The following is a 15,878-nucleotide window of genomic DNA, read 5'->3' as shown; positions in this document are numbered from 1 at the left end:
ACGATCCACGCTCGCTTGTTGGGCTGTGGTGGGTCGCAAACCCGCTACAATCCCCCCGAAGCGAGGTCCACAATGCACATATCCCGCCGCGTCCTGCTGGCGTCCTCCGGCGTCGCCGCCGCCACCGCCGTGCCGGCCGCCGCCTGGGCCGAGATGAGGGTCCACCCCGTGCTCGAGTCCGACCCGTTCACCCTCGGCGTCGCCTCGGGCGACCCCGAGCCCGACGGCGTGGTCCTGTGGACCCGCCTGGCGGTGAACCCGCTCGCCGAGGACGGCTTCGGCGGCATGCCGAACGGCGTCTTCGACGTCAAGTGGGAGGTCGCCAAGGACGAGCGCTTCCGCCGCCGCGTCGCCTCCGGCCGGGCCGAGACCGCCGCCGAGGTCGGCTACAGCGTCCACATCGAAGTCGAGGGCCTGGAGCCGGGCCGCGAGTACTACTACCGGTTCAAGACGGGCCGCTGGACCTCCCCGATCGGGCGGACCCTCACCGCGCCCTCGCGCCGGTCGATGCCGGACGAGCTGCGCATGTCGTTCGCGTCCTGCTCGCAGTACGAGCACGGCTACTTCACCGCCTACCGGCACATGGCCGAGTCCCGGCCCGACCTCATCCTCCACCTGGGCGACTACCAGTACGAGTACAAGGCCGGCGTGTACAACTCCCCCGACGGGAACGTGCGCGACCACGAAGGGCCCGAGACGGTCACGCTCGCGACCTACCGCCAGCGCCACGCCCAGTACAAGGCCGACCCGGACCTCCAGGCCGCGCACCTGATCGCGCCGTGGCTGGTGGTGTGGGACGACCACGAGACCGAGAACAACTGGGCCGACGAGTTCCCGGAGGCCGGTTCGGACACGCCGGACCCGGCGGCGTTCCTGGCGCGGCGGGCCGCGGCGTTCCAGGCGTACTGGGAGAACATGCCGCTGCGGCGCACCTCGGTGCCCGCGGGCATCGACATGCAGCTGTACCGGCGGGTCCGGTGGGGCCGGCTGGCGAACTTCCACATGCTCGACACCCGCCAGTACCGCGACGACCAGGCGTGCGGCGACGGCACGCAGTCGAACTGCGCCGACGCGTGGGACGAGTCCCGCACGATCACCGGTGCGGCGCAGGAGGAGTGGCTCATCGACGGTTTCCACGAGTCGAACGCGCGGTGGGACGTCATCGGCCAGCAGGTGTTCTTCACGCAGCGCGACAACAGCGCCGCCGCCGACGTGCTGCGCACCAGCATGGACGGCTGGGACGGGTACGCGGCCTCGCGGCAGCGGATCATCGACGGCTGGGTCGAGGCCGGGGTGCGCAACCCGGTGGTCCTCACCGGCGACGTCCACACGCACTGGGCCGGGGAGATCCTCCCGGACTTCCCGGACGCGCAGGGCGACTCGGTGGGCGTGGAGCTGGTGGCCACCTCGATCACCTCGGGCGGCAACGGCGTCGACTCGGTGCCCGAGGACAACTCGGTGCTGAAGATCAACCCGCACATCAAGTTCCGCAACGCCCAGCGCGGCTATGTGGAGACGGTGATCACGCCCGACCAGATGGACGTGAACTTCCAGGTGGTGCCGCAGGTGACCGTGCAGGACGCGCCGGTGTACACGCGCCGGTCCTACGCGATCGCCGACCGGGACCGCACGCTCCACCAGACCTACGACCGGCCGGTGGACGTCGCGACGATGTCGACGAACACCGGCCCGTTCGCGGACTCCGACGAGCTCGTCGACGACTCCCTGGACTAGTCCCCCGCCGGGGCGGGCGGCGCCGGCCGGCGCCGCCCGCCCCACCTTCCGTTCGCGTGCCGTTCGACCGGCCGCCACCGCCGCCGTGACGCCTCGTCCGGCAGGTGTTCGCGCAGCTTCTCCGGGTCCCCGGCGCTTGCGTGCGGCGGCTACAGTGAGCGGTGATGGCACACCCTTCTCTTTGCCCGGAGCAGCGACTATGACGTATCCCCCGCAATCTCCCCAACCCGGTCAGTACGGGGCCCCCGGCCCCGCGGGACCCGGTCCGCAGCCCGGCGGGACCGGCGACTTCGCCACCGAGTGGGGCATCAAGGAGCACCCGGGGCGGCCCAAGAAGGTCAACCACCTGACGATGATGCTGTGGGGCTACGTGGCCCTGTCGGTGCTCATGCTGCTGCTGTCGATCGTGGCCACGATCAGCGCGCCGTGGTGGGCGGCCACCGGGTTCGTGGTGGCCTCGGGCGTCGTGGGCCTGATCTTCCACGGCGGCGTGGCGATCGGCCTCGCCTGGTTCATCACCAAGAGCCGCCTCGGCGCGTTCGGCGCCCAGGACCCGCGCGTGCCGCTGTACATCGGGTACGGCCTGCTCGGCCTGTTCTCGCTCGGCGGCCTGTGGGTCGGCTGGGGCTGGATCGCGGCCGTGGGCGCGCTCGTGTCGATCGCGCGGCTCGGCGCCGTCGGCTTCAGCTTCTACCTGCTCACCCAGCCCGAGGTCGAGCACTACCTGAAGTCGCAGCCCGGCAACCAGCCCAAGGCGCCGGCCGTGCCGCCGCAGGGCGGGTACCAGCAGCCCCCGCAGGGCTACCCCCAGCAGCAGGGCTACCCGCAGCAGCCCCCGGCCCAGGGGTACCCGCAGCAGCAGCCGCCGGCCCCCGGCCAGCACCAGGCGCCCCCGCCCGGGTACCCGCAGCAGTAGGCGTACGTCGAAGGGGCGGAACCGGTTCGGTTCCGCCCCTTGTTCATGCCCCTAGTTCTCGTCGGTCCGCAGCGCGGCGATGAACGCCTCCTGGGGGACCTCCACGCGTCCGATGTTCTTCATGCGCTTCTTGCCCTCCTTCTGCTTCTCGAGGAGCTTGCGCTTGCGGGAGATGTCGCCGCCGTAGCACTTGGCGAGGACGTCCTTGCGCAGGGCGCGGATGGTCTCGCGGGCGATGATGCGCGAGCCGATCGCGGCCTGGATCGGCACCTCGAACTGCTGGCGCGGGATGAGCTTCTTGAGCCGTTCGCTCAGCCGCACCCCGTACGCGTAGGCCTGGTCCTTGTGGACGATCGCGGCGAACGCGTCGACCTTCTCGCCTTGGAGCAGGATGTCGACCTTCACCAGGTCGGACTCCTGGGAGCCCTCGATGTCGTAGTCGAGGGAGGCGTACCCCTTGGTGCGGGACTTGAGCTGGTCGAAGAAGTCGAAGACGATCTCGGCGAGCGGCAGCGTGTACCGGATCTCGACCCGGTCGGTCGAGAGGTAGTCCATGCCGATCTGGACGCCGCGCTTGGTCTGGCACAACTCCATGACCTGCCCGATGTACTCCTTCGGGGTGAGGATCGTGGCCTTGGCGACCGGCTCGGTGATCGAGTAGATCTTCCCTTCGGGGAACTCCGAGGGGTTGGTGACCTCGACCTCCTCGCCGTCCTCCTTCACGACCTGGTAGACCACGTTCGGCGCGGTCGAGATGAGGTCGAGGTTGAACTCGCGCTCGAGGCGCTCCTGGATGATCTCGAGGTGGAGCAGGCCGAGGAAGCCGACGCGGAAGCCGAAGCCGAGCGCGGCCGACGTCTCGGGCTCGTACTGGAGCGCGGCGTCGTTGAGCTGGAGCTTATCGAGGGCCTCGCGGAGGTTCCCGTAGTCGGAGCCGTCGATCGGGTAGAGCCCGGAGTAGACCATCGGCTTGGCCTCGGTGTAGCCGGGCAGCGCGGTCTGGGCCGGGTTCTTGTTCAGGGTGACGGTGTCGCCGACCTTCGACTGGCGCACGTCCTTCACGCCGGTGATCAGGTAGCCGACCTCGCCGACGCTCAGGGCCTTGGAGACGACCGGCTCGGGGCTGATGACGCCGATCTCGAGCAGCTCGTGGTCGGCCTTGGTCGACATCATGCGGATGCGGTCGCGGGCGTTGAGCTTGCCGTCGACGACCCGGATGTAGGTGACGACGCCGCGGTAGACGTCGTAGACCGAGTCGAAGATCATGGCGCGGGCGGGCGCGTCCGCGTCGCCGACGGGCGCAGGGACCTGCGCGACGACCGCGTCGAGAAGCTCGGCGACGCCGACGCCGGTCTTGCCGGAGACGCGGAAGACGTCCTCGGGCTCGCAGCCGATGAGGTTGGCGATCTCCTCGGCGTACCGGTCGGGGTCGGCCGAGGGGAGGTCGATCTTGTTGAGCACCGGGATGATCGTCAGGTCGTTGCTCATCGCGAGGTACAGGTTCGCGAGGGTCTGCGCCTCGATGCCCTGCGCGGCGTCGACCAGCAGGATCGCGCCTTCGCAGGCGGCGAGCGAGCGGGACACCTCGTAGGTGAAGTCGACGTGCCCGGGGGTGTCGATCATGTTGAGGACGAAGTCCCGCCCCTCGGCCTCGCCGGAGCGGGCCGTCCACGGCATGCGCACGGCCTGGGACTTCACCGTGATGCCGCGCTCGCGCTCGATGTCCATCCGGTCGAGGTACTGCGCGCGCATCTGGCGGGCGTCGACGACCTCGGTGATCTGCAGCATGCGGTCGGCCAGGGTGGACTTCCCGTGGTCGATGTGCGCGATGATGCAGAAGTTCCGGATCGACTCCGGCGCGGTCGAACCTGGCGCGTTGGTCACGTTGACCTTCCCTCTCGGCTGCACGGACGATTGGCTCGCAAGCTTCGCCAACACCCGCCCGGGGCCGCGCGGTCGCGGCGGCGCTGTTGTTCGGGGCGGATTTGACAATTCTGCCTTACGGGCCCGCGTGCCCCCGCACACCCAGCGCGAAAAAACGGTCCGCTCACGGATCGGAACGCGGCTGCGGCCCCGGACCGCACGCGGTCCGGGGCCGGAACGGGTCGAGACGCGGCTCGCTACGCCGCCGCGGCGGCGGGCTCGCGCTCCTCGGCGCCCACTGCCCTGGCCTTGGCCACGACCGCGCCGACGGTGAACAGGACGGCGCCGGCGGCGAGCCACGCGGCGAGGGTCAGGAGCACGGCGTTCGACCCGGCCCCGTCGAAGTACGCGACGGAGCGCACCAGCGTGCCGCCCGCACCCGGGGTCAGGAACTGGCCGAACGCGCCCCACGGGGCCGGCAGCAGCTCGGGGGCGGCCGTCATGCCCGAGAGCGGGTTGCCGACGAGCATCACGATGACGGCGCCGAGCGCGAGGCCGGCGCGGCCGAGGAGCTTGAGCAGGCCGAGGATCGTCCAGGACGAGGCGGCCATCGTCAGGGTCAGCGCCCCGGCGACGGGCCAGAAGTCGCCGTCGATCGATTCGAGGACGTACAGCAGGATTGCGGCGACGCCCGCGCCGACGGCCGGGGGCGCGAGGACCGCGGCCGCGACCTGGCGGCCCGTGCCGCGCACGCTCAGGCCGATGAGCGCGGCGATGATGATGCCGCCCATGGCCATGGGGAGTGCGGAGGCGGCGAGGCCGGCGCCGTTCGGGTCGTCGGCGGGGAGGGCCACGACGTCGTCGACGGTGACCTCGACGGGCTGGCCTGCGGCCTGGCCCATCTGGGCGGCGATCTGGTCGGCGATGCCGGTGACGAGCCGGGCGACCGTGGGTGAGGCGGCGGTGGCGGTGTAGGCGGTGACGCCGTCGGGCGCGATCTGGAGGGCGGCGTAGACCTCGCGGTCCTCGATGAGCGCCCGGGCCTCGTCGGCGTCGGCGGCGGCCGTGACGTCGAAGCCGCCCGGTTCGGCCTCGTCGAGCTGGTCCTGGACCTGCGCCGCGGCCTCGTCGGGGCCGACGACGGCGATCGGGACCTCGTGGGGCCCCATGTCGGAGGAGGGCCAGGCGAAGGCGAGGGTGATGAGTCCGACGATGAGGGCGAGCGCGGCGCTGAGCCCGATCACGCGTCCGATCGGGGTCTTCTCAGGGGTTGCCATGATGGTTTCCAATCATCCGTAAGATACGGTCCGTATCTTGCTTGCTTCAAGCTAACATAAGAAACGGTCGGTATCCAAGGGGGTCGGGTTTGGAAGGCAAGGGTGCGTCGAGGCGCCGCGGGGAAGCGCTTGAGCAGGCGATCCTCGACGCGGCGTTCGAGGAGTTCCGCGCGAGCGGCTACGCCGGATTCACCATGGAGGGCGTGGCGAAGCGGGCCGGCACGAGCAAGCCGGTCGTGTACCGCCGCTGGTCGAGCCGGGTGGAGATCCTGATCGCGTGCGTCGCGAACCGGTTGCCGCCGGTCGAGACCGTCCCCGACACCGGCGCGCTCCGCACCGACCTTGTCGAAGTGCTCACACTCGCCTACGGGCGCATGAAGATGATCGGCCAGACGGCCATGCTCGGCATGCTCACCGACGTCAGCGCCGACCCCGATGCCCGCGAGCGGCTGCTCATCTCGCTCGTGAAGGAGCTCACCAACCTCCTCGACCGGTCGGTGTACGACCGGGCGATCGCCCGCGGCGAACTCGCCGAGGAGCACCTCACGCCGCGCCTGCGGCGCCTCCCGATCGACTTGGCGCGCAACGAGTTCATCATCTTCGGCCCCATCGCGGTCGAGGCGATCGGGGGCATCGTCGAGGAGGTCGTCCTCCCCGCGCTCCGCGCCCGCGGCGCCCGGGTCTGATGACGGCGGCGGGCCCGCAGGCAGGCGGCGGCGCGAGCCGCTCCGGCCGCTGCGGGTAGCCCGGGTAACACCGGCGGGACCTGGGCGAGGGCGGTGCCCGCCACCTGGTGTAACCTGGCTCGCGGTCATGCTCCCAGGGCGTGCGTGTTGCTCGGGTCCTGGTAACGTTGACAGGCGCTCGGAGTGCCCTCTGCCTCTGACGCGATCAATTAAGGAACCAAGCAATCACGAAACTGAGGCTTCACGCGTGGCGAACATCAAGTCCAAGGAAAAGCGCATTCTCACCAACGAGAAGCGCCGTATCCGCAACAAGTCTGTGAAGTCGTCGCTCAAGACGTCCGTCCGGAAGTTCCGTGAGGCGTCTGCCGCTGGCGACGTCGCTGCTGCAGAGACCCACCTGCGCGCCGCCAGCCGCGAGCTGGACAAGGCCGCGACCAAGGGCGTCATTCACAAGAACCAGGCCGCGCAGCGCAAGTCGAAGCTCGCCGCCTCCTTCAACAAGCTGTCCGCCGCCGCGTAACCCGCGAGCACAGGCGAACAGCACCAAGCTTCAGAAGGCCCGGGCCCCGGCCCCGGGCCTTCGGCGTTCCCAGAAGCACCCCGCACCCCGCACCCCGCACCCCGCACCCCGCACCCCGCACCCCGCACCCCGCACCCCGCACCCCGCACCCCGCACCCCGCACCCACTGTCATACCCCCGAGGCACCATTCAGCGGGGGGCGGCTGAATCCGGCGCAACCAGCCTCTCGCCGTGCCCGAAAACCGGAGCCGTCCCGGAAGCCGGGCGTCGAACTCCGGCACTGTCATACCCCTGCGGCATCGTCGAATCGGGGGCGACTCAATCTCGTCCACCGCGCCTCTCGCCGTGCCCAAGAACGGGGTGAGCCCGCTGGCCGCCCCCAGCACTGTCACACCCCCGCGGCACCATCGAATCGGGGGCGACTCAATCTCGCCCGCCCCGCCTCTCGCCGTGCCCGGAGAAATTCAGTCAGCCGTGGCGGTTCAGGGCGCCCGCGACGAGGTCGTTCAGCTTCACCATGACCGCCACCGCGAGAGGCAGGACGACGACGACCCACCACGACACCAGCTCGGTCAACGCCATGAGCACCGCCAGCGCCACCGCCCCCTCGAAGAGCAGCACGCACATCACGTTCGACAGGTACAGGTGCTTGATGCCCAGCGCCCGCGCGTACCAGGGCCGGCGGGGGCGGCTCACCCTCCCGTGGCGGTACTCAGACACGGCCCCTCCCCGCTGCGCTCAAGCGGGTGATCTGGAGGATCGCGTGCTCCAGCGCCCACCCGCGGTCGTCGGCGCCGCCCTTGACCTCGCCGTTGAGCCGCGCGCACACCTGCATCGCCTCCGCGAGCGCGTCCGCGGTCCAGTTGCGGGCCTGCTTGCGGGCCTTCTCGATCTGCCACGGCGCCATGCCGAGCTGCCCGGCCAGCTGCGCCGCCCCGCCCCGCTCGGCCGCGACCCGCGACAGGTTCCGCACCGCCATCGCCAGCGCGTCGGCGATCGGCACCGGGTCGACGCCGACCTGCATCGCCCAGCGCAGCGCCCCGAGCGCCTCCGCGGCGTCGCCCGCGATCGTCGCGTCGGCCACGGTGAACCCGGAGACCTCGGCGCGGCCCGAGTAGTACTGCGCCACACTCTCCTGGGTGATCTTCCCGTCCGTGTCGGCCACCAGCTGCGCGCACGCCGAGGCGAGCTCCCGCAGGTCCGAGCCGACCGCCTGGATGATCGTGTCCGCGATCTCGGCCGACGCCGACCGCGGCGACGCCCCGGCGTCCCGCAGCTCACCGCGAACGAACGCGATCCGGTCGGGCTGCCGCTTGATCTTCGAGACCCGCACCGGCTCGATCCCGAGCTTCTTGAGCCCCTCCGACAGCGCCTTGCCCTTGTTGCCGCCGTTGTGGCACACCGCGAGGTAGATCTCCGGCGCGGGCTGCTTCGCGTACGCGAGGAGCGCCGCGATCATGTCCTTGTCGACGTCCTGGCCCGACTCGACCACGCCGACGACCGCGCCGCCGAACAGGGTCGGGCTCGTCAGCTCCGTCAGCGCCCCGCTGGTGAGGTCGGCGCCCGCGATCCGGTTGACGGCCGGCGCGGGGTCGTGCTCGGGCATCGCGGCGCGCACCGCCTTGACGTAGTCGGCGGCGGCCCGCTCGGCGAGGAACTCGTCGTCGCCGAGGATCAGTCTGATGGGTTCAGGTGCAGCCACGGCACCATCCTCGCATGCCGCGCGGGACGCTCCGGTCCGTGACCGGTCCGGCGCTTTCCTCGCCGAGCCCGGGTGCTGCCGGTGTGTACCGGTCCGCCCCGCCGCATCCGTCTCCCAATCACCCGAACGGCGTCGCCCGGTAGTCGACTGCTCACCTCACTCCTCGGTCCTCACCTCCATCCGCGCGCCGTTCCGCGACACGGTGATCCGCCCGTCCTCGTCGGTCCGGAACACCAGCGCGCCACCGTCCTCGAGGACGCCGAGCGGCCCGGGGTCGGGGTGCCCGTACTCGTTCCCCGCGCCGACGCCGACCAGCGCCACCGCCGGCTCGGCGGCCTCCAGGAACTCGCGCACCTGGAACGAGGACCCGTGGTGCGGGACCTTCAGCACGTCGACGTCGAGTGCGCTGCCGCCGTTCAGGAGTGCGCGCTGGCCTTCGAGCTCCACGTCCCCGGTCAGGAGCACGCTCGTCCCGGCGACCTCCGCCCGCAGCGTCACCGAGTTGTTGTTCGGATCCGACCGGGTGCCGCTCAGCAGGTCCTCGGGCGGGCCCAGGACCTCCAGCCGCGTCTCGCCGAACTCGAACACCTCCCCGGGCACGGCCTCCAGCAGGGGCACCGCGCCGGCGCGCTCCTCTACCATCGCGAAGCCGTACCGCGCCTCGCCCGGCGGCGGCGCGAGAATCGCCGCGACCTCCCGGCCCTCCAGGACGCCACCGATCCCGGCGGTGTGGTCGATGTGGAAGTGCGACAGCACGAGCAGCGCCACCCGCTCGACGCCGAGCGCGTCGAGGCACGCGTCGACGAGGGCCGGGTCGGGGCCGACGTCGACCACGACCGCGGCGTCCCCGGCGGGCAAGACGAGCGCGTCCCCTTGGCCCACATCGCACATCGTCACGACCCATCCGGAGGGCGCGCCGCCGGAGAACAGGCACGCCGGGACCGCGCCGAGCCCGGCCACCAGGAGGACCGCGAGGACGGCGCGCCGCAGCCGCCGCACCTGGAGCAGGCCGACGACGAGTGCGAGCACCGCGGCCGACCCGAGGCCCCACCACACGCCGCCGGGCACCGGCAGCAGTGCGCCCGGCACTTCGGCCCCGGTGCGCGCCAACCAGATCAGCCACCGCGCGGGCACGGCGGCGACCTGCGCCACCAGCTCCCCCGCGGGCAGCCACACGGCCGCCGCGGCCGCGGCTCCCACCGACAGCACCACCACCGGCGCGGCCACCAGCGCCGCCAGCAGGTTCACCGGCACCGACACGAGGCTCACCCCGCTGCCGAGGCCGACCAGCAGCGGCGTCACGGCCACCTGGGTCGCCAGCGGGATCGTCACGGCGAGCGCCACACCCTGCGGCCAGCCGCGGTGTTCGAGCGGCCGCGCCCACCGGAACGCCAGCAGCAGCAACCCCACGCACGCCGCGACCGACAGCGCGAACCCGGCCTGCGCGGCCATGTCCGGGTCGGCCAGCACCACGAGGAGCACCGCGGTCGCCAAGGCCGGCATCGCGGCCCGGGGTCTCCCCGCGGCCAGCGCCAGCAGCGTCATCCCGGCCATCACGGCGGCGCGCAACACGCTCGGCTGGGGCCCGGCGACGACCACGATCGCCCCGGCGGCCACGGCTCCCGCCGCCACGCGGGCCCGGGGCCCGGCCCGGCACGCGACCGCCACCGCGAGCACCGCCCCGACCATGAGGCTCAGGTGATAGCCGGAGACGACCACCAGGTGCACCAGCCCGGTCGTGCGGAAGTCCGCCGCGAGCTCCGGGTCCATCATCGACGTGTCGCCCACGGCGAGCGCGGGGATCAGTCCCGCCTCCGGCTGCGGCACCGCCTCGACGGCCGCCGCGAGCCGGTCGCGCACGTGGGCGGCGAACCGGTGCGGGAGCGCGGGCTCGCCTGCGGCCTCGGGAGGCCCGCGGGCGCTGACGACGGCCGCGGTGAGCCGCCCCGGCTCCGCCTCCCTGAGCACCGCGGACACGACGACCCGCTGCCCGGCGTCCAGCTCCAGCCACTCCCCGCCGGAGGCGACGAGCAGGACCTGCCAGTTGCCGTGGACGACGGCGTCATCGGTCGTGAACGAGCGCAATCGCGCGGTCGCGATGACCATGTCGGGGCGCCGCGCCGACTCCTTCGGGACCGCGCGCAGCACCAGTTCCGCTTCCCCGTGCGCCTCAGCGGAAGTGAGCGCGGTGAGGCCGGGATGGTCGCGGGCGGCGACGTGCGCGGTCGTCACCCCGGCGCCGAGCACCGCCCCGAACGCGACCGTGGCCGCCGCGGAAGCGAGGTCGCGGCCGCTCCTGCGTCCCAGCGCGACCACGGCGGCGCACACCGCCGTCGTGACCAGTCCGCTGACGACGCCGCCGTACAGGCCCGCGAGCGCGGCCGCCCACACTCCCGCGGCGACGAGCGGCAGCCGCCAGTCCCGCCGCACCACTTCGGACGGTGCGGGCCGCAGCGTGAACTCGGCGCTCACGGCGGGCCTCCCCGGCCGTTCACAACGTCACCTGTCCGCGCAGCTGCTCGAGGAGCGCCGATCCGATGCCGGAGACCTCGGACAGCTCGTCCACCGACTGGAAGCTGCCGTTGGTCTCGCGGTACGCGATGATCCGCTCGGCGAGGACCGGCCCGATCCCGTTGAGGGCGTCGAGTTCTTCGGCGCCGGCGACATTGATGTTGACGAGCCCGCCCCCGCCGGAGCCCTCCGCGCCGGGGGCCGGCGCCCCGGACTCGGAGGCGTCGGGCACGGCGACGAGGTCGCCGTCGGCCACGACGCGGGCGAGGTTGAGGTACCCGGGATCGGCGCCTTCGGCGAGGCCGCCCGCGGCCTCGATGGCGTCGGCGACGCGGGCGCCGGTCTCGAGCTCGACGATGCCCGGCTTGTTGACCGCGCCCGCGACCGACACGATGATCGTCCCCGGCGATGCCTCGGAGGCTTGGGGCGCGGCGACCGGCGCGGTGGCGGCCGGCTGCGAGTCGGGCCAGGACAGGATCGTCACCGAGAGGCCGACGACGGCGACCAGGACGCCGACGATCGCCAGCACCCACCGGTTCAGGTGCGAGAGGCCGAACCGGTGCTGCAAACGCTCGAGCCGGTCCTCGAACCGCCGCGCGGGCGGCGCCTTCGGCACCGGCTCGGGCGCGGCCTCACCGCTGTCGGCGTCGACGGTCTCCTTGCACACTTCGCCTTCGGCCGCATGCAGTCGCAAGCGGAGCCGCGCGGCGAGGGCCGCTGATTCGGGTGGCTGTTCGCGTTCCATACCCGGGTCAACGAGCGAGGGTCACGGCCGTGACTGAGAATTTTCCGGCCTGTGGATAACTCGATGTGGCCTGTGGACAACCTGGCTTCGGGTGGACGGCGGCGCGGTTTCCGAGCGATAATCCTCGGCGCTCGCGACCCTCGAATGTGAACGGAGGTTCCGGAGCAAATCGGACACCGGGGGACCCCCCTATTCAAATCTACTCGGCGCCACCGACATCCGTCGTAAGCCGGGAACGCCGACGCGTAATGACCCCGACCAGGCCCGGGCCGCAGTGCGCGCCGACGGCGGCGCCGACCTCGGTGACGTCCATGCGCCGCAGCCGGCCTTCGAAGCGCTCCTGGAGCCACCCCGCGAGGGCCTCGGCGCGGCGCTCGGCGCCCAGGTGGTGCACCGTCATCTCGACCTCGGACTCGCCCGCGTCGGCCACCGCGAGGGAGGCGAGGCGCTGGAGTCCGCGCGTCGGCGTGCGCACCTTCTCGATCACGTCGATGCGGCCGTCCTCAACGCCCAGAATGGGTTTCACCGACAGCGCGGTCCCCACGATCGCCCGGGCCGCGCTGATGCGGCCGCCGCGGCGCAGGTACTCGAGGGTGTCCAGGTAGAAGTACGTCGTGGTCCGCCCGATCGCCTGGTGCGCGGCCGCGGCCGCCGACAGCAGGTCGAGGCCCTGCTCAGCCGCCTCGACGGCGGCGAGCGCCGGGTAGCCGACGCCCATGCCGGCCCCGAGCGAGTCGACCACGGCGACCCGCCCGCCGAAACCGGCCGCGGCCGCCTCGGCCGCCGCCACCGTCCCGGAGAGCCGGCCCGACAGGTGCACCGACACGATCCCGGTCGCGCCCTCGTCCAGCAGCCGCGTGTACGTCGACCGCAGCTCCTCGGGCGGCAGGCCGGAGGTGGTCACCGTCTGGCCTTCGCGCATCGCGCGCAGGATCGCGTCGGCGCGCACGTCCTCGCCCTCGCGGTGCTCGGCGCCGCCGATCAGCACCGGGATGCCGAGCACCGTCAGGCCCTCGTGCGAAGCGCGAAGCGCCTCAGGGAGGGCCGAGGTGGAATCGGTAACGACGACGACGGTCACCCGGCCACACTACCTAACCCGCGGCCTCGGCCTCCGAGACCACGAACGGCGTCCCCTGCTGGCAGGTGGTCATCATGCCGCTGTCCACGACGCCGTGCAGCGTGACCTCGGCACCCGCGTACACGACCGACGCGTCGTAGCTGCCGTAGATCCCGTACACCGTGCCCTCGAACTCGAGGACGAGGCAGCCGGACTCGACGCCCGACTCGACCGTGCCGGTGATGGTCGTGACCGAGCCGGACTTGGACGAGTCGTCGAACGACGGCTCCATCGACGGGCTGGTTCCAGGCACGGAGCTCTCCTCACTCGTTGCATCGGTCGGCGACGCGCTCACGGTGGGGGTTGCGGAGGTCTCGTCGCCGGAGCCGCTCTCGCCGGCGCCGCACGCGGTCAGCGCGGCAAGCAGGAGTCCGCCGGTCAGCAGCCCCGCGGTGTTCGCGATTCGCCTGATTCGGGATGTATGCGTGTCCATGACGGTTTGACGCCTCCGGTCCCGGCGCGGTTGCACCACGACCGAAGCCTAAATCCCGGGAAGGGACCCGGTCCAGCACTCGGCGGCGAAACCGCTACCGGGCCAGCTGGCCCTTCGCGAGCGGGCTCGCCCCGACCGTATGCGGCGCCGGGACGCCCAGGTTGTAGCCGAACATCCGCCACTTCCCCGAACGCATGCGCCGCAGGTCGGCCCAGTGCGCGTTGTCCATGCCGGAGAGGCTGCTCGTCGGCGCCTGGTCCCAGCCGAGGATGCCGCCGACGATCTGCCGGGCCGAACCGCCGTGGCAGACCACGATCGCGGTCCCGTCGACGTCGGAGTCGATGATGTCCCGCACCGCCTCGGACGTGCGCCGGTGCAGTTCGTTCCAGGTCTCGATCTCGGGGTGCTGCAACGGCTCCCCCGCGCGCCACCGCCGGTGGTCCTCGGGGAACTGCTCGGCGATCTCGGAGCCCGTCAGGCCCTCCCAGGGCCCGTAGCCGCGCTCCTGGAGCCGCTTGTCCAGCTCGATCTCGACGCCGGTGAGCTCGGACACCGGCTTCGCCGTGTCGACGGCCCGCCGGAGGTCCGAGGAGATGATCCGCGCCGGCTCGTACCGCGCCAGCTCCGGCCCGGCCTCGAGCGCCTGCTGCTTCCCCGTCTCATCGAGGTCGATGTCCGAGGAACCCTGGATGCGCCCCGCGATGTTCCACTCGGTCTGGCCGTGGCGGACGACGAGGAGCCGGTTCACCGCTCGTCCCCGTCCTCGGCATCGCCGCCCTCGGCCCGGCGCTCCCGCTCGGCCTCAGCCTGGTCCACGAACTCGATCTCGGGGCAGTCCTTCCAGAGCCCGTCCAGGCCGTAGAAGACGCGCGCCTCCTGGTGGAAGACGTGCACCACGATCTCGTTGTAGTCCAGGAGCACCCACTGCTCGCCGCCCTTGCCCTCGCGGCGAAGGGGACGCGTGTCGTGCTCCTTGATGAGCCGCTCCTCGACCGCGTCGACGACCGCGTGAACCTGCCGCTCGTTCGAGGCCGAGACGATCACGAACACATCGGTGAGTGCGATCTTCGAGGTGACGTCTCGGAGGTTGATGGCGAAGGCCTTCTTGTCAGCCGCCGCCTGGGCTGCTGAGAAGGCCAGGGTCTTGGCGGTTTCGCTTGCGGTCACGAACGCTCCTGTCGACGAGGCTGCACCGGCACCGCGCCGGTTCAGCTCTAGTTTTACACGTGCGGTCCGACGCCGACCTCCCTGTTTCGCGCCGGTCGCTGTGCGACTCGTCCCAGCCCTCAGCCGCGGTACAGACCGCGCTCCTCGATGAACTCCGCGACCGCGTCCGGCACCAGATACCGGACCGGCTGGCCTTCCCGGACCCGCTGCCGGCACCCCGTGGACGACAGGTCCACGGCCGGCATGTCGATGAACTCGACGTCGATCCCGAACGAGGTGTCGACCTCGCGCCGCGAATGCCCCGGCCGGTTCAGCGCGATGAACTTCACGGCCTTCACCAGGTCCGCGACCCGGTGCCAGGTGTGGAGGTTCTCCAGCGAATCGGCGCCGATGATGAAGAACAACTCGACCTCGCCGTCGTACTCCGCTCGCACGTCGGCGACCGTGTCCACTGCGTACGTCGCGCCCCCGCGGTCCAGATCGCAGGTGCTGACCCGGAACAGCGGATCGGACCCGACCGCGAGCCGCGTCATCTCAAGGCGCGCAGCCGCATCCGAGACCTTGACGTGCGCCTTCTGCCAGGGGTCGCCGGCCGGCACGAAGACCACCTCGTCCAACCGGCACTCGAACGCCGCCTCACTGGCGGCCACCAGATGCCCCAGGTGCGGAGGATCGAACGTCCCCCCGAACACCCCGATACGTCGAGCACTCCGGTCAGCCACAGGCCGAATCCTATCCCGCGATTCCGAATCAGGGCACGCGAAAAGGCCCAGTGCGAAAAGCACCGGGCCCTTGTGCATATACGAAGGAAGGCACCCACCTGGTGGTGGGTTCTTGTTCTGGGTGTGCGAAAGGCCCGACACTGGGTGTCGGGCCTTTCGCTCCATGTTCATGTTTGGCGGTGTCCTGCTCTCCCACACCCCCTCGGGTGCAGTACCATCGGCGCTGGAAGCCGTAACGACCGGGTTCGGAATGGGACCGGGTGTGTCACTTCCGCTCTCACCACCAAACAAACCTGCGAGACCACGGGTCTCCAAAACCCAAACAAGGAGGTTTCCGGCTGTTTGGATTCGAGCACACACGTGTGTTGTCTCAGAATCGCATAGCGTGCGTGAATGTCGTTTCTACCTGACCCTTGCCCTTGCGGGCGGGCCGTCGTTGTTGTGTTAAGTTCTCGGCGGTTAGTACCCGTCCACTCCACACATTG

The 15,878-nt window shown here is 71.4% G+C and carries 14 protein-coding genes, 1 rRNA gene and 1 pseudogene; 4 read left to right on the top strand and 12 right to left on the bottom strand.

Annotated features, from left to right (window positions below; genetic code table 11):
• Positions 1–72 precede the first annotated feature (72 nt).
• Complete coding sequence (locus tag EIW28_RS05610) at positions 73–1,734, top strand: alkaline phosphatase D family protein (protein WP_125246767.1); 1,662 nt, start codon at positions 73–75, stop codon at positions 1,732–1,734.
• A gap of 199 nt (positions 1,735–1,933) precedes the next feature.
• On the top strand, positions 1,934–2,650 hold the full coding sequence (locus EIW28_RS05605) for a hypothetical protein (RefSeq protein WP_125246766.1): 717 nt from the start codon (positions 1,934–1,936) through the stop codon (positions 2,648–2,650).
• 51 nt (positions 2,651–2,701) lie between these two features.
• On the opposite strand, the gene lepA is transcribed toward EIW28_RS05605, so the two are convergent.
• Positions 2,702–4,534, bottom strand: coding sequence for a translation elongation factor 4 (lepA, locus tag EIW28_RS05600; RefSeq protein ID WP_125246765.1), 1,833 nt, complete (start codon positions 4,532–4,534; stop codon positions 2,702–2,704).
• Positions 4,535–4,770: 236 nt separating this feature from the next.
• Positions 4,771–5,790 carry an ABC transporter permease gene (locus tag EIW28_RS05595; RefSeq protein ID WP_125246764.1) on the bottom strand — a complete coding sequence of 340 codons (1,020 nt, stop codon included), beginning with the start codon at positions 5,788–5,790 and terminating at the stop codon, positions 4,771–4,773.
• 89 nt (positions 5,791–5,879) lie between these two features.
• On the opposite strand from EIW28_RS05595, the gene EIW28_RS05590 reads away from it, so the two are divergent.
• Both EIW28_RS05590 and rpsT read left to right on the top strand, forming a co-directional pair.
• Positions 5,880–6,476: a TetR/AcrR family transcriptional regulator gene (locus EIW28_RS05590; protein WP_125246763.1), complete on the top strand. Its 597-nt coding sequence runs from the start codon at positions 5,880–5,882 to the stop codon at positions 6,474–6,476.
• 247 nt (positions 6,477–6,723) lie between these two features.
• On the top strand, positions 6,724–6,996 hold the full coding sequence (gene rpsT / locus EIW28_RS05585) for a 30S ribosomal protein S20 (protein WP_125246762.1): 273 nt from the start codon (positions 6,724–6,726) through the stop codon (positions 6,994–6,996).
• Positions 6,997–7,473: 477 nt separating this feature from the next.
• Here the strand turns inward: rpsT and EIW28_RS05575 are convergent.
• From EIW28_RS05575 to rrf, 10 genes and pseudogenes are all read right to left on the bottom strand, one after another.
• A pseudogene (locus EIW28_RS05575) lies at positions 7,474–7,716 on the bottom strand (hypothetical protein); the annotation flags it as partial.
• Entirely contained in the window at positions 7,709–8,698 is a 990-nt protein-coding gene (holA, locus tag EIW28_RS05570; RefSeq protein WP_125246759.1) for a DNA polymerase III subunit delta, read from the bottom strand. The pseudogene EIW28_RS05575 and the gene holA, both read right to left, overlap by 8 nt.
• A 156-nt stretch (positions 8,699–8,854) precedes the next feature.
• Complete coding sequence (locus tag EIW28_RS05565; protein ID WP_125246758.1) at positions 8,855–11,170, bottom strand: ComEC/Rec2 family competence protein; 2,316 nt, start codon at positions 11,168–11,170, stop codon at positions 8,855–8,857.
• A 19-nt stretch (positions 11,171–11,189) separates the two neighbouring features.
• Positions 11,190–11,876: a helix-hairpin-helix domain-containing protein gene (locus EIW28_RS05560; protein ID WP_197717106.1), complete on the bottom strand. Its 687-nt coding sequence runs from the start codon at positions 11,874–11,876 to the stop codon at positions 11,190–11,192.
• Between the two features lie 277 nt (positions 11,877–12,153).
• On the bottom strand, positions 12,154–13,032 hold the full coding sequence (locus EIW28_RS05555; protein ID WP_125246756.1) for a DegV family protein: 879 nt from the start codon (positions 13,030–13,032) through the stop codon (positions 12,154–12,156).
• 13 nt (positions 13,033–13,045) lie between these two features.
• Positions 13,046–13,324, bottom strand: coding sequence for a hypothetical protein (locus EIW28_RS05550; protein WP_125246755.1), 279 nt, complete (start codon positions 13,322–13,324; stop codon positions 13,046–13,048).
• 274 nt (positions 13,325–13,598) lie between these two features.
• Positions 13,599–14,252 carry a histidine phosphatase family protein gene (locus tag EIW28_RS05545; RefSeq protein ID WP_125246754.1) on the bottom strand — a complete coding sequence of 218 codons (654 nt, stop codon included), beginning with the start codon at positions 14,250–14,252 and terminating at the stop codon, positions 13,599–13,601.
• Positions 14,249–14,671 carry a ribosome silencing factor gene (gene rsfS / locus EIW28_RS05540; protein ID WP_125246753.1) on the bottom strand — a complete coding sequence of 141 codons (423 nt, stop codon included), beginning with the start codon at positions 14,669–14,671 and terminating at the stop codon, positions 14,249–14,251. Before rsfS ends, EIW28_RS05545 begins: the two co-directional genes overlap by 4 nt.
• 119 nt (positions 14,672–14,790) lie before the next feature.
• Complete coding sequence (nadD, locus tag EIW28_RS05535; RefSeq protein WP_232013816.1) at positions 14,791–15,393, bottom strand: nicotinate-nucleotide adenylyltransferase; 603 nt, start codon at positions 15,391–15,393, stop codon at positions 14,791–14,793.
• A gap of 171 nt (positions 15,394–15,564) precedes the next feature.
• Positions 15,565–15,681, bottom strand: a 5S ribosomal RNA gene (gene rrf, locus EIW28_RS05530).
• Positions 15,682–15,878 lie beyond the last annotated feature (197 nt).

The sequence above is a fragment of the Glycomyces terrestris genome (assembly GCF_003933745.1).
GTDB classification, from domain to species: domain Bacteria; phylum Actinomycetota; class Actinomycetes; order Mycobacteriales; family Micromonosporaceae; genus Glycomyces; species Glycomyces terrestris.
This window is presented reverse-complemented; position numbering and strand designations above follow the sequence as displayed.

What these genes read in the sequence shown, in the direction of transcription:
- EIW28_RS05610 (WP_125246767.1), top strand. Translation starts at nt 73, where the DNA reads ATGCACATATCCCGCCGCGTCCTGCTGGCGTCCTCCGGCGTCGCCGCC.
- EIW28_RS05595 (WP_125246764.1), bottom strand. Translation starts at nt 5,790, where the DNA reads ATGGCAACCCCTGAGAAGACCCCGATCGGACGCGTGATCGGGCTCAGC.
- EIW28_RS05605 (WP_125246766.1), top strand. Translation starts at nt 1,934, where the DNA reads ATGACGTATCCCCCGCAATCTCCCCAACCCGGTCAGTACGGGGCCCCC.